General features: G+C 64.2%; 13 protein-coding genes. 6 read left to right on the forward strand and 7 right to left on the reverse strand.

What is annotated here, in order from left to right; genetic code table 11:
• The first annotated feature begins 58 nt into the window (after positions 1-58).
• From glpK to MF134_RS03965, 3 genes are all read left to right on the forward strand, one after another.
• Positions 59-1,546 (forward strand): glycerol kinase GlpK, encoded by a 1,488-nt coding sequence (gene glpK, locus MF134_RS03955; RefSeq protein WP_255338108.1) that lies wholly within the window; start codon positions 59-61, stop codon positions 1,544-1,546.
• 128 nt (positions 1,547-1,674) lie between these two features.
• On the forward strand, positions 1,675-2,718 hold the full coding sequence (locus MF134_RS03960; RefSeq protein ID WP_255338109.1) for a cysteine synthase A: 1,044 nt from the start codon (positions 1,675-1,677) through the stop codon (positions 2,716-2,718).
• Complete coding sequence (locus MF134_RS03965; RefSeq protein ID WP_255338110.1) at positions 2,715-3,446, forward strand: alanyl-tRNA editing protein; 732 nt, start codon at positions 2,715-2,717, stop codon at positions 3,444-3,446. The genes MF134_RS03960 and MF134_RS03965 overlap by 4 nt, the downstream gene beginning before the upstream one ends.
• 150 nt (positions 3,447-3,596) lie before the next feature.
• On the opposite strand, the gene MF134_RS03970 is transcribed toward MF134_RS03965, so the two are convergent.
• Positions 3,597-4,244 carry a GntR family transcriptional regulator gene (locus tag MF134_RS03970; protein WP_255338516.1) on the reverse strand — a complete coding sequence of 216 codons (648 nt, stop codon included), beginning with the start codon at positions 4,242-4,244 and terminating at the stop codon, positions 3,597-3,599.
• Positions 4,245-4,603: 359 nt separating this feature from the next.
• Between MF134_RS03970 and MF134_RS03975 the strand changes: the two genes are divergently transcribed.
• A complete protein-coding gene (locus tag MF134_RS03975) occupies positions 4,604-4,885 on the forward strand; it encodes a type II toxin-antitoxin system RelE/ParE family toxin (protein ID WP_255338111.1) in 282 nt (93 codons plus the stop codon).
• 68 nt (positions 4,886-4,953) lie between these two features.
• Positions 4,954-5,187: a HigA family addiction module antitoxin gene (locus MF134_RS03980; protein ID WP_255338112.1), complete on the forward strand. Its 234-nt coding sequence runs from the start codon at positions 4,954-4,956 to the stop codon at positions 5,185-5,187.
• Between the two features lie 9 nt (positions 5,188-5,196).
• On the opposite strand, the gene MF134_RS03985 is transcribed toward MF134_RS03980, so the two are convergent.
• The 4 genes from MF134_RS03985 to MF134_RS04000 all read right to left on the reverse strand — a co-directional run bounded on the left by MF134_RS03985 (position 5,197) and on the right by MF134_RS04000 (position 9,215).
• Complete coding sequence (locus tag MF134_RS03985; protein WP_255338113.1) at positions 5,197-6,237, reverse strand: L-idonate 5-dehydrogenase; 1,041 nt, start codon at positions 6,235-6,237, stop codon at positions 5,197-5,199.
• Between the two features lie 10 nt (positions 6,238-6,247).
• The gene (locus MF134_RS03990) at positions 6,248-7,525 is read right to left on the reverse strand and encodes a TRAP transporter large permease (protein WP_255338114.1); all 1,278 of its coding nucleotides are present in this window, start codon (positions 7,523-7,525) and stop codon (positions 6,248-6,250) included.
• Positions 7,522-8,028 carry a TRAP transporter small permease gene (locus MF134_RS03995; protein ID WP_255338115.1) on the reverse strand — a complete coding sequence of 169 codons (507 nt, stop codon included), beginning with the start codon at positions 8,026-8,028 and terminating at the stop codon, positions 7,522-7,524. Before MF134_RS03995 ends, MF134_RS03990 begins: the two co-directional genes overlap by 4 nt.
• Positions 8,029-8,234: 206 nt before the next feature.
• Entirely contained in the window at positions 8,235-9,215 is a 981-nt protein-coding gene (locus MF134_RS04000) for a TRAP transporter substrate-binding protein (protein WP_255338116.1), read from the reverse strand.
• 313 nt (positions 9,216-9,528) lie between these two features.
• Between MF134_RS04000 and uxuA the strand changes: the two genes are divergently transcribed.
• Positions 9,529-10,746, forward strand: coding sequence for a mannonate dehydratase (uxuA, locus tag MF134_RS04005; RefSeq protein WP_255338117.1), 1,218 nt, complete (start codon positions 9,529-9,531; stop codon positions 10,744-10,746).
• 98 nt (positions 10,747-10,844) lie between these two features.
• Here the strand turns inward: uxuA and MF134_RS04010 are convergent, their stop codons facing one another.
• Together MF134_RS04010 and MF134_RS04015 are read right to left on the reverse strand one after the other, a co-directional pair.
• On the reverse strand, positions 10,845-11,804 hold the full coding sequence (locus tag MF134_RS04010; RefSeq protein WP_255338517.1) for an ABC transporter substrate-binding protein: 960 nt from the start codon (positions 11,802-11,804) through the stop codon (positions 10,845-10,847).
• Between the two features lie 76 nt (positions 11,805-11,880).
• Positions 11,881-12,747: an ABC transporter permease gene (locus tag MF134_RS04015; RefSeq protein WP_457589950.1), complete on the reverse strand. Its 867-nt coding sequence runs from the start codon at positions 12,745-12,747 to the stop codon at positions 11,881-11,883.
• Between the last annotated feature and the right edge of the window lie 94 nt (positions 12,748-12,841).

Here is a 12,841-nt window from a genome sequence, read left to right on the forward strand (position 1 = left end):
AGGCCGGGTTCAATCCCGGCCTCTTGCCATAGATATCGCGTGTGGAGGAGGACCAAGCATGTCCGGCTATGTCATCGCCATCGACCAGGGGACGACCTCGACGCGGGCGATCGTCTTCGACGACCGTTTCCAGATCAAGGGCGTCGCCCAGCAGGAATTCACCCAGCATTTTCCGCGTTCGGGCTGGGTCGAGCATGATCCCGAGGACATCTGGAATTCGGTCGTCGATACGGTCAAGGGCGCGCTCGCGGATGCCTCGCTTTCTGCCTCCGACATCGCCGCGATCGGCATCACCAACCAGCGCGAGACCGTGCTGATCTGGGATCGGGAGACCGGCAAGCCGATCCACAACGCCATCGTCTGGCAGGACCGCCGCACCACGGATATCTGCCGCAAGCTCGTCGCCGACGTCGCCGAGCCGATGATCACCGAGAAGACCGGGCTGATCGTCGATCCCTATTTTTCCGGCACCAAGATCGCCTGGATGCTGGATCACGTATCGGGCGCTCGCGCAAAGGCCGAGGCCGGCAAGCTCGCCTTCGGCACGGTGGATTCGTTTCTCCTCAGCCGCCTGACCGGCGGCAAGATGCACGCCACCGACGCGACCAATGCCTGCCGGACGCTGCTCTTCGACATCTCCGCTCATGATTGGGACGACGAGCTCTTGAGGCTCCTGAACGTGCCCCGCGCACTGATGCCGGAGGTGAAGGATTGCGACGCGGAGTTCGGCGTCACCGACGCCTCGCTCTTCGGCGCCGCCATTCCGGTTCTCGGCATGGCCGGCGACCAGCACGCCGCGACCCTCGGCCAGGCCTGCTTCACGCCCGGCATGCTGAAATCGACCTATGGCACAGGCTGCTTCGCCGTCCTCAACACCGGCACCGAGCGCGTGCCTTCCAACAACCGCCTTCTGACGACGATCGCCTATCGCCTTGGCGGCGAAACCACCTATGCGCTCGAAGGCTCGATCTTCATCGCCGGCGCGGCAGTGCAATGGCTGCGCGATGGGCTGAAACTGATCGACCGGGCCGACGTCACCGGCCCCATGGCGACGAAGGCCGATCCCGATCAGGACGTCTATCTGGTGCCCGCCTTCACCGGCCTCGGCGCCCCCTGGTGGGACGCCGAAGCACGCGGCGCGATCTACGGCCTTACCCGCAAGACCGGGCCGGAAGAACTCGCCCGCGCCGCGCTGGAAGCCGTCTGCTACCAGACCGCCGATCTCCTCTCCGCCATGAAGAAGGACTGGCCGAAGGCCGGCGATACGGTGCTTCGGGTCGATGGCGGCATGGTCGCGTCCGACTATACGATGCAGCGGCTCGCCGACATCCTGGACGCGCCGGTCGACCGGCCGGTGGTGCTGGAGACGACGGCGCTCGGCGCGGCCTGGCTCGCCGGCCAGAAGGCGGGCGTCTGGCCGGACCGGGAAGGTTTCGCCGCTCGCTGGAGGCTGGAGCGCCAGTTCACGCCGCAAATGGACGCGGTCACCCGCGGCCGCAAGCTCGCCGGCTGGGCCGATGCGGTGAAACGCACGCTGACGCGATAATCGCTTCGCCCGGGCAATCACTTCATGCGCGGAGCTTCCCGCCGAGGAAAGCGACCCGCATTCTTGCCATCGCCCGCGAAGGCCCATAGTTAGCGGCAATGCCCTCTCACGAGCCTGCGAACAAGTCCATGACCGAGCGTTTCAATTCCGTCCTCGACGCCATCGGCAACACGCCGCTGATCCGGCTGGCGCGTGCCTCCGAAGAGACGGGGTGCGAGATCTACGGGAAGGCCGAGTTCATGAATCCGGGCCAGTCGGTGAAGGATCGGGCGGGGCTGTTCATCATCCGCGACGCCGAGGAGAAAGGGCTCCTCGCCCCCGGCGGCATCATCGTCGAAGGCACCGCCGGCAATACCGGAATCGGGCTTTCGCTGGTCGCCAACGCGCTCGGCTACAAGACGGTGATCGTCATCCCCGAGACCCAGAGCGAGGAAAAGAAGGACGCGCTGCGTCTGATGGGTGCCGAGCTGATCGAAGTGCCGGCTGTCCCCTACAAGAACCCGAACAACTACGTGAAGCTCTCCGGCCGCCTCGCCGCACAGCTTGCCAAGACCCATTCGGCCGGGGCGATCTGGGCGAACCAATTCGACAATGTCGCGAACCGCGACGGCCATGTGGTGACGACGGCCGAGGAGATCTGGCATCAGACCGCCGGCGACGTCGACGGCTTCATCTGCGCGGTCGGCACCGGCGGCACGCTCGCCGGCACCGCCATGGGCCTGAAACGCCATTCCGGCCGCATCAAGATCGGCATCGCCGACCCGATGGGCGCGGCGCTCTACAATTACTACGCCCATGGCGAACTCAAGTCCGAAGGCTCGTCGATCACCGAAGGCATCGGCCAGGGCCGCGTCACCGCCAATCTCGAAGGCTTCGAGCCGGATTTCGCCTATCAGATCGGCGACGAAGAGGCCGTGCGCATCGTCTTCGACCTCGTCCAGGAAGAAGGCCTGTGTCTCGGGGGCTCGTCCGGCATCAACATCGCCGGCGCGATGCACATGGCCCGAGAGATGGGGCCGGGTCATACCATCGTGACGGTGCTCTGCGACTACGGCAATCGTTATCAGTCGAAGCTCTTCAACCCGGCCTTCCTGAAGGAAAAGGGCCTGCCGGTGCCCGAGTGGATCGGCCGGACGCCCGAGTACGACATTCCGTTCGAGGATGTTGCGTGACCGACGCGCTCTTTCGCGAGGATGCCTATCTCTCGACCGTAGAGGCGACGGTCACAGGCATCGGCGAGGATGGCGGCATTCTGACCGATCGCACGGTGTTCTATGCAACATCGGGCGGCCAGCCGGGCGATACCGGGCATTTCGAGCGCGCAGACGGTTCGATCATCAAGATCGCCGGCACCGTCACCGGCGGAACCAAGGACGAGATCGTTCATCGGCCCGCGGAGGGCGAGCCCGCACCGCAGATCGGTGAAAGCGTCGTGCTCCACATCGACTGGAAGCGCCGCTACCGGCTGATGCGCATGCACACGGCCTGCCACATCCTGTCCGTCGTCCTGCCCTATCCGATCACCGGCGCTTCCGTCGGCGAAGAGGAAAGCCGGGTCGATTTCGACCTCACCGACGCTTCGGCCGACAAGGCCGACGTCACCGAAAAGATGATGGCAATCGTCTCCGCCAATCATCCGGTCTTCACCCGCTGGATCACCGATGCGGAGCTCGAAGCCAATCCCGGCCTCGTCAAGTCTGCCAATGTCCGGCCGCCGCGCGGAGCCGGGCAGATTCGCCTCGTGTGCATTGGCGAGGAGGGCTCTGTCGACACCCAGCCCTGCGGCGGCACCCATGTCTCGGAGACCCAGGAGGTCGGGGACATTCATATCGGCAAGATCGAGAAGAAGGGCCGGGAAAACCGCCGCTTCCGCATCCGGTTCGGTCCCATGCCTGCGTGATGGGCGCCCGCGGTCCGCAGTATTGATGCGGGCTGGGAGGACTTCAGTCCAGGCAGTCGCCGGGCCCCCAATCTTGCGCCATGCGAATCGCCCTGTCCGAAACGGGTCGTTTCGTCGTGAAGCATCGAATGATCGATGATCGTCTTCCGCTCAAGCGCCGAAGAGGTCGGGCCTCTCGACGCTGAGGTTCTGCACCGTGCGCAGGACCTCTTGTAGATGGGCGGCCATCGTGCGGCCGACCTCTTCGCCCTCGCCGCGCTCCATGGCATCGAGAATCGCGGTGTGCTGCGCGAGCAAAATCTCCAGATGCCCCGCCTCCGGCAGGCTGAGATAGCGCACGCGATCCATCTGCAGCTTGACCGTCTGGATCAGCCGCCAGCTCTTCGATAGTCCCGCCTCCACGCAGAAGGCCCGGTGAAACGCTTCATCGAGCTCCATGAACCGCTCATGATCGGATTGCCTTGCGGCGAGTTCCTGCTCGGCCAGATTGGCGCGCTGGGCGATCAGGAATCGCGGTGCGCACCGCGGCGTCAGCCGCCTGACCACGGAAACCTCGAGTGCCTCCCGGATGAACTGGGCTTCCTCCACATCCGCAAGCCGGATGGGCGCGACGAAGCTGCCTCGTTGCGGCAGGATGTCGATCAGACCCTCGTCAGCCAGTCGGATGAGCGCTTCGCGCACCGGCGTCCGCGACACCCCAAGCTGAAGGGCCAGCTCCTTTTCGCTCAGGCTCTCCGAAGGCATCATGGCAAGCGTCGTGATCGCCCGTCGCAACACTTCGTAAATCTGCGGCGATATCGGGAGCCGATTGTTTACCGGCTTGAAGCTTCGACCCGGGAGAGAAGGACGGTCGGAGGCGCCGCCTTCCGCCGTTCGGATGTCCGCGCCACTCGGACTGAGTTTCATGCCTGATCCTGAGTTGACACTAAGGGAGTACCTCACCTGTTGCACCTACCGGCCGGTCGTTCAAGCCTGATGGTGCCAACCAACATGCTACCATGCCAGAGGCGCGGCAATCCAGGAACAGGGTGGAGGTCGTCTATTCGGCTTCGTCCTTGGCAGAGGGGTCACCAAGGCCACCATGCGCATGAATGCCGGTATCACTTGCGGCGCCCCAGCATATGTATTATCTATTAATACACAACCGAAGGCGACCGATGATCCGATCGTTCAAAGGCAAGCTTGCAGAAGCGCTCGGAAACGGTCGGGCCGCCAAGGGCTTTCCGCCGGATCTGGTCAAAGTGGCGACGCGGAAGCTTGCCTATCTCAAACGGGCACGGCTTCTGTCGGACCTCGCAGCACCACCGGGCAATCGACTGGAAAGCTTGCAGGGCAATCGGGAAGGGCAGCACTCGATCAGAATCAATGATCAATGGCGGATCTGTTTCGTCTGGCGGGACGGTGCCGCCGACGAAGTCGAGATCGTCGATTATCACTAGAGGCCGCAATGGAAGACCTGAAGGAAATGCGCCCCGTCCACCCGGGAGAAATTCTCCGGGAAGAGTTCATGATCCCGTACAAACTGACGGCGGGAAAGCTCGCCAAGGCCCTCAAGGTCAATCGGGACCGGATCGAAAAACTGTCCCGGGAACAGATCGGAGTGTCCGCCGATACCGCTCTGCGACTCGGCAAGTATTTCGGTACGACGGCCGAACTCTGGCTGGGGCTTCAGTCGGACTGGGATCTCAGAATGGCGCAGGAATCCGCCGATCTCAGCGGCATCGACCCGATCGCGGCATAATCCACAGCCTCAACTGAAAACGAGTTGGGCCTTCACCGCCTGGGTCCTGTCGCCGGCCAGGGCAAAGGCCTCGTCCAGCCGATCGAGTGGCAGCCGGTGGGTGATCATCGGACGGACGTCGATCGCGCCTTCATTGATGAGGCGAACAGCCTCGGCGAACTCTTCATGGAAGCGGTGCGTGCCGACCATGTCGATCTCCTTGCCGACCAGCGCATTCAGCGGGACGGCGATGTTGCCACCGACGCCCACCTGGACGAGCCGGCCAAGCGGACGAACAGCCGCGATCGCCGAAGCGATGGCCGGCGCGGCCGCCGAACATTCGAAGGCCACGTCGAACCAGCCCTTGTCGGCGGCGTAGGCCTCCATTTCGCTGCCGTCCCGGGCGACGTTGATCGTGCGGGTCGCCCCCATTTCGCGCGCCACGTCGAGCGGGCGGTCGTGCAGGTCGGTCACGACGATCTCCGCCGCGCCGCGATGGCGCGCGACGGCAGCGCACAGGACACCGATCGGCCCTGCACCCGTCACGAGGACGCGTTTGCCGGCAAGATCGCCGGCACGGTTGGCGGCGTGGAGGCACACCGCCAGCGGCTCGGATGTGGCCCCCTCGTCGAGCCCGCGCGCTTCGGCAAGCGGCACGCACTGCGACGCCGGCACGACCATCTTCTCGCGGAACAGTCCCTGTTCATGAGGCAGGCGTAGGGCCGAGCCGGAAAAACGCATGTTCAGGCAATGCTGCGGGTGGCCCTCGGCGCAGTAGCGGCATTCCCCGCAAGGTCGGCTGGGATTGACGGCGACCTTCTGCCCGACCGACAGACCCGACACGCCGGCGCCCAGCGCCGCGATCGTACCCGCCGCCTCGTGGCCCAGGATGATCGGCTCCCGCACCCGGATCGGACCGAAGCCGCCCTCGTGGAAATAGTGCAGATCCGAGCCGCAGATGCCGCCCGCCCCCATGGCGACGAGAACCTCCCCGGCCTGCGGCTCATCGAGCTCGGTCGTCTCAAGACGGACGTCATGTTGCGCGTAAAGGCGGCAGACGCGGGTTTGCATGGCGGATTTCTCAATCGAACAGGATGGACGGCAGCCATGTGGAAAAGGCCGGCACATAGGAGACGAGAAGCAGGATCGCGATATTGGTCAGGATGAAGGGCGTGATCGCGCGCACCACCGGCGCCAGCGGCAACCGGGCGATGTTCGCGCAGACGAAGAGGCAGACGCCGACGGGCGGGGTCGTCAGACCGATCATCAGATTGAGGACGGCGAAGGTCGCGAAATGGATCGGATCGATGCCGACGCTGGTCGCGAGCGACAGGAGTGGCACGAAGAGGACGATCAGCGCGGCGATCGTCTCCATGAACATGCCGATGAACAGCAGGAAGATGTTGATCAGGAGAATGACCACGAACTTGTTGTCGGTGATCGACAGAACGGTCTCTGCGATCGCCTGGGGAATGCGTTCGGAAACGAGGATCCAGCCGAACACGTTGGCGAACCCGACGAGAGCCAGGATCGCCGCGGAGGCCACGGCCGAGTCGATCAGAACCTTCGGCACCGCCCGCAGCGGCAATTCGCGATAGATGAAGGCCCCGACGACGAAAGCGTAGATACTGGCGACGACGGCGGTTTCCGTCGGCGTGACCTTGCCGGAAAGCAGGCTGCCGACGATCAGACCGGTCATGAACAGCGCCCAGAACGCGTCGAGAAAGGAGCGGCCGAGTTCGCCGACGCCCTGCCAGGGCTGGCGGGGAAATCCCTTGCGTACGGCGATCAGATAGGTCGTCACCATCATGGCGAGACCGAGCAGGAAGCCGGGAATGGCGCCCGCCATGAACATCCGCCCGACCGAAATGCCCGAGAGCGAACCGACGATGATCATCGGCACCGAGGGCGGGATGATCGGCCCGACGGTCGAGGACGCGGCGGTGACGGCGGCGGAAAAGTCGCCGGGATAGCCGGCCTTCTTCATGCCGGGGATCATCACCCCGCCGATCGAGGCGGCATCGGCGACGGCCGTGCCCGAAATGCCGCCGAACAGCATTGAGGCGGCAACGTTGGACAGACCCAGCCCGCCGCGCAGCCAGCCGACGAGCGCATTGGCGAAGCGCACGATGCGCGCGGTGATGCCGCCATGGTTCATCAGATTGCCGGCCAGGATGAAGCCGGGGATCGACAGGAGGACGAAGACGTCCATCCCGGCGTACATCTTCTGCGGAATCACCACCAGCGGAATGCCGGCGGCGACGAGATAGGCGAGCGAGGCCACGCCGAGGACGACGGCCACGGGAAGGCCGATGACAAGGCCAAGGACGAAGGTCCCGAGAAGGATCGCGAGGTTCATGGATGCGGCTCCGCCGCGTTCTCAGGCTTGCCGTTGCTCTTTCCCGTCAGCATTTCCAGAACGCGGAACGCCGCAAAGACACCAAGAAGTACGAGAAGGGTGAGAACGCTTGCATGGATGAAGTCCATGCGGAACTTCAGGACGGGCGAGGTCTGCATGACCCCGATGGAGGTGAAGCGCCAGGCCGGCCAGAGAAGCGCAGCACAGAAACCGGCGGTGATCAGCGCGCAGACCAATCTGAGAATGAAGGGGAAGCGCCCGGGCAGGGATTCCGAGACGATGTCGACATTGACGAGATCGCCGCTCTTCAAGGAAAGGCCGGTGCCGAAGGCGACGAGCCACAGAAGCGAATAGCGGGTGAGCTCCTCGGTCCAGGGCGGCGAATCGTTCAGGATGGACCGGCCGACCACCTGAACCGTGACCGCGACGATGAGGCTGGCGAAGCCGAGCCCGGTGCCCACCTGGCACACAAGCGTGAGAGCGCGATCGATCTTTACCAGCATGCCCGGTTTCCCTGTCTCGATAATACCGTCGAGCGGATGAAATGAACCTGGGGCCATTTCTCATTCGACAAGACGCTCAATCGCCGCGCGGACTGACCGACGCGCCTGAAAGCCGTGCTTTCAAGCGCGTCGGTATAAGACAAGACGCCCCGGCAGACCGAAGACTGTGCCGGGGCGTCGCATGGACGGTGCTTGGGAGGACGCCGTCAGTTTGCGAAGAGCTCTTCGACCGTGGGCTTGATCTCGTCATTGACATTGGCGAGCACGGCATCCTTGGCCTTGGCGGCATAGGCGTCCTTGTCGACCTCGACGAATTCCATGCCCTTTTCCTTCAAGGTGTCGACGAGCTGCTTCTCGTCAGCCAGGAACAGTTCGCGCTCATAGTCCTGGGCGCGCTTGGCGGCTTCCATGACCGCGTCCTTGTCCTCGTCGGAAAGCTGGTTCCAGGTCTGCTCGGAGATCGTCAGATAGATCCAGGAGCGGACATGCTCGGTGAGGTTCACATAGTCCTGGACCTCGGCGAAATTCGCCGAATTGATCAGCGCCAGCGGGTTTTCCTGGGCGTCGATCGTACCGTTCTGCAGCGAGGTGAACACTTCCGAAAAGGCCATCGGCGTCGGCTGGGCGCCCAGCGACTTCCAGACGTCGACGAAGAGCGGCACGTTCGGCACGCGAAGCTTCAGGCCGTTCAGATCGTCGGGCGACTCGATCGGGCGGTTGGAGGTCAGATTGCGCGGGCCGCGGGCGAAATAGGCGATCGGGCGGATCTGCGCCTTCTCGATGATCTGGGCCTCGATCTCATCGCCGATCTCGCCGCCGGCGACTTCGTCCATGTCTTCCAGAGACTTGTAGGCATAAGGCACGGCGAGAAGGGCAGCCATCGGCGCCCAGTTCTGCAGCGACTCGCCGGTGATGGTCATGTCGGCGGTGCCGAGCTGCATGCCGTTGATGAGGTCCATTTCGGCGCCGAGCGACTCGTTCGGATAGACCTCGACGGCGATGCGTCCGTCGGTGAGAGCTTCGAGCTCTTCGCCGAACTTCACCGACGCCTTGTGCCAGGAGTTCTCCTCATTGGCCAGATGGCCGAGCTTGAGCGTCATCTCCTGTGCGAGCGCGGAGCCCGACATGAGGAGAGCCGCGAGCCCGGCGGCAATCATGGGCGTCTTGTACGAGAATGATTTCAGCATAGGATTTCCTCCCTGTTTTGCGACGTGATCGCCGGCATTTTCCGGGCGACCATTCGAACCATGACCCGCCATCTTCGGCAACCGCCTCGAAGAGCCCGGGATGCCTCCCGGCATTGCCCTGGCATGGCGAGCGCTACAGTTGGTGAAGCCTGATTTCAGCCCTCGAAAGGGCCGAAAACGGCGCGGCGCCGTGTTCTGGCGCCGTCGTTCGGCCTCTATGCATGAGTGCTACCATACTAGTCAACAGGACTGGAGTTTGCTAGCAGGCCACGAGGATAAGGGGCCGAGGTCACGGCGCGGGGAGGATTTGGCAATGCGGCAGACATGGCGGTGGTTCGGACCCAACGATCTCGTTTCGATCGACGACATGCTGCAGGCCGGCGTCGAAGGCGTCGTCTCCGCCCTCCACCACGTCGCGACTGGCGCGGTCTGGGCGCCGGAGGCGATCGCCGAGCGACAGCGCCAGATCGCGACCCGCGCCGACGGCTCGCCATCCGGCATCGCTTGGGAAGTCGTCGAAAGTCTGCCTGTCTCCGAGGACGTCAAGAAGCAGCGCGGCGCCTGGCGCGAGCATATCGCGAATTACAAGACCAGCCTGAAGCATCTCGGCGACGCAGGCATCCAGACCATCTGCTACAATTTCATGCCGGTGCTCGACTGGACGCGAACCGATCTCGCCTATCGGGTTGCCCATGGCGGCACAGCGATGCGCTTCGACGTGATCGATTTCGCCGCCTTCGACATCTTCATTCTTGCCCGTCCCGGCAGCCGCGAGAGCTTTCCAGAGGAGATCGTGGCAGCGGCCGAGGAACGCTTCGCCGAAATGAGCGCGGAGCGTCGGAAGGCGCTGGCTGGCAACGTCGTCTTCGGACTGCCCGGCGCCGCCGAGACGTTCAGCCTGGAGGACGTCCGCGCCCATCTCAGCGAATACGCCGCGATCGACGAGAACCAGCTTCGCAGCCATTTCGTGGCCTTCCTCGAAGAGGTCGCCCCGGTCGCTGAAGACCTCGGCATGCGACTATGCTGTCACCCCGACGATCCGCCCTTCCCGCTGCTGGGCCTGCCCCGGATCATGTCCACCGAAGCGCAGTACCGCTCCGTGATAGACGCGGTCGATCTTCGCGCCAATGGCATCACGCTGTGCTCTGGCTCGCTTGGGGTCCGGTCCGACAACGACCTGCCCGGCATGATGCAGCGGCTCGGCGACCGGGTGCATTTCCTGCATTTGCGAAACACGATCCGCGAAGATCAGAGCCTGCCCGTCTCCTTCTACGAGGCGGAGCATCTGGCTGGCGATACAGACATGGTGGCGCTCGTCGCCGCGGCGCTCGCCGAGGAGAAGCGGCGCCGCGATGCCGGCCGCGCCGATGCCGAGATCCCGTTCCGCCCGGATCACGGCCAGGACATTCTCGACGATCTCGGCCGCAAGGCCCAGCCGGGCTATCCGGCGATAGGCCGGCTGAAAGGCCTCGCCGAGCTGCGCGGCGTTGTTGCCGCCCTCAGCCACCCGGCATCCCGCGCCTCCGCATAGCGCGGAGCACAGGGGCTCACATACCCCGAACACAAAGCGGGCCGGAGTCATCTCCGGCCCGCTGCGATCTTGCCTTCAGATGCGAGCCCTAGCCCGGCTCACATCTCCTTCATCTTGTCGGTGACCGTCGAGACCCAGGCGCCTTCGGGCTCCTTGGTGATGACCGGATCGGAGCCGCCAGACATCAGAACGTCGACCGTCGTCTCGGCGGCAGACGTGTCGAGCGTGCCGTCGGAATCGCCGACCAGCTTGTTGATCTCGCGGACCATGCGCTGCTGGTGCTGTTCGGTCTGGGCACCGGTCATATCGTTGTCGAGCACGATCTCCGCTGCCTCGTCCGGATTCTCGGCCGCATACTCCCAACCCCGCATGGAGGCCTTCACGAAGCGGGCCAGCTTGTCGACCATCTCCGGGTCTTCGAGGCTCTCTTCCAGAACGTAGAGGCCGTCTTCGAGGGTCGCGACGCCCTGGTCGTCATATTTGAAGACGATCAGATCTTCCTCGGGAATGCCGGCGTCGATCACCTGCCAGTACTCGTTATAGGTCATGGTCGAGATGCAGTCGGCCTGCTTCTGGAGAAGCGGATCAACGTTGAAGCCCTGCTTGATGACGGTGACGCCTTCGTCACCGCCCTCGGTCGAAAGGCCGAGCTTCGACATCCAGGACAGGAACGGGTACTCGTTGCCGGAGAACCAGACGCCCAGCGTCTTGCCCTTGAAATTCTCGGGGCTCTCGATGCCCGATTCCTTCAGGCAGGTGAGCTCCATGCCGGATTTCTCGAAGGGCTGGGCGATGTTGACGAGGGCGAGGCCCTTTTCCCGAGCGGCGAGCGCCGCCGGCATCCAGTCGACGATGACGTCGGCGCCGCCGCCGGCGATCACCTGCTCCGGCGCGATGTCCGGACCGCCCGGCTTGATCGTCACGTCGAGGCCGGCCTCTTCGTAATAGCCCTTGTCCTTGGCGACGTAATAGCCGGCGAACTGGCCCTGAGTTACCCATTTGAGCTGCAGGGTCAGCGGGTCGAGTTCCTGCGCGCCCGCCGTGGAGGCGGAAGCCATGAGGCCGAGCGAGACTGCGGCGCCGATCAATGCTGTCTTCATCTGCTTGTCTTCCCTGTTGCCGTTACTCTGCCGCCTATCCCTTGCGGATCGACGGATGCCAGAAGGTTGCTCGCCGCTCGAGCAGCGCGATCAGCCCGTAGGAAAGCGAACCGACCAGCGCCGCGACGGCGATTTCGGCCCAGACCATGGGCGTGTTCATGCGGCCGATCTCGGCCGAGATGCGAAAGCCCATGCCGACGATGGGCGTGCCGAAGAACTCCGCGACAATCGCCCCGATCAGAGCCAATGTCGCGTTGATTTTCAAGGCGTTGAAGACGAAGGGCATGGCTGCGGGCAGCCGCAGCTTCAAAAGGCTCTGCCAGTGGGACGCGGCATAGGTGCGCATCAGGTCCCGTTCCATGGCGCTCGCGGCGTTCAGCCCGGCCACCGTGTTCACCAGCATCGGAAAGAACACCATGACCACGACAACCGCCGCCTTGGACGGCCAGTCGAAGCCGAACCACATCACCATGATCGGCGCGACGCCGATGATCGGCAGCGCCGAAACGAGATTGCCGATCGGCAGAAGCCCGCGTTTCAGGAAGGGCGAACGGTCGATGAGGATCGCCGTGAGAAACCCGGCGCCGCAGCCGAGGACGTAGCCGGCGATCACCGCCTTGAGAAAGGTCTGGACGAAATCCGCCCAGAGCAAATGGGTCGAGTCCGCGATCTCGCTGCCGATCGCGGTGGGCGGCGGGAGGAGCACGGGCGGAACGTTGAGACCTCGCACGATGAGCTCCCACAGCACCAGGATGGTCACGCCGAAGAGGGCCGGGATGGCGATCGAAAGAAGCCGGTCGAGCGCTTTCGAGGCCGGCGAAAGGGCAGCCAGGGAACTGGTCAGCCCCCAGGCGGAAGCCCAGAAGAGAAGGCCGACGAAGAGCAAGGGCCATCCCCCCACCGGAAGCAGCAGGAAGGCGCCGGTCGCAAGCAGCACGGTCAGAAGCGCGAAGGCCGCGAGCCGGGCTTCAGGAGTCGCGCGTGAGGCAAGCGCG

The sequence above is a fragment of the Jiella marina genome, from assembly GCF_024359545.1.
Classification (GTDB): Bacteria; Pseudomonadota; Alphaproteobacteria; order Rhizobiales; family Rhizobiaceae; genus Jiella.

Coding starts and splice junctions, on each gene's coding strand:
- glpK (WP_255338108.1), top strand. CDS start 59: ATGTCCGGCTATGTCATCGCCATCGACCAGGGGACGACCTCGACGCGG.
- MF134_RS03960 (WP_255338109.1), top strand. CDS start 1,675: ATGACCGAGCGTTTCAATTCCGTCCTCGACGCCATCGGCAACACGCCG.
- MF134_RS03975 (WP_255338111.1), top strand. CDS start 4,604: ATGATCCGATCGTTCAAAGGCAAGCTTGCAGAAGCGCTCGGAAACGGT.
- MF134_RS03980 (WP_255338112.1), top strand. CDS start 4,954: ATGATCCCGTACAAACTGACGGCGGGAAAGCTCGCCAAGGCCCTCAAG.
- MF134_RS03985 (WP_255338113.1), bottom strand. CDS start 6,237: ATGCAAACCCGCGTCTGCCGCCTTTACGCGCAACATGACGTCCGTCTT.
- MF134_RS03990 (WP_255338114.1), bottom strand. CDS start 7,525: ATGAACCTCGCGATCCTTCTCGGGACCTTCGTCCTTGGCCTTGTCATC.
- MF134_RS03995 (WP_255338115.1), bottom strand. CDS start 8,028: ATGCTGGTAAAGATCGATCGCGCTCTCACGCTTGTGTGCCAGGTGGGC.
- MF134_RS04000 (WP_255338116.1), bottom strand. CDS start 9,215: ATGCTGAAATCATTCTCGTACAAGACGCCCATGATTGCCGCCGGGCTC.
- uxuA (WP_255338117.1), top strand. CDS start 9,529: ATGCGGCAGACATGGCGGTGGTTCGGACCCAACGATCTCGTTTCGATC.
- MF134_RS04010 (WP_255338517.1), bottom strand. CDS start 11,804: ATGGCTTCCGCCTCCACGGCGGGCGCGCAGGAACTCGACCCGCTGACC.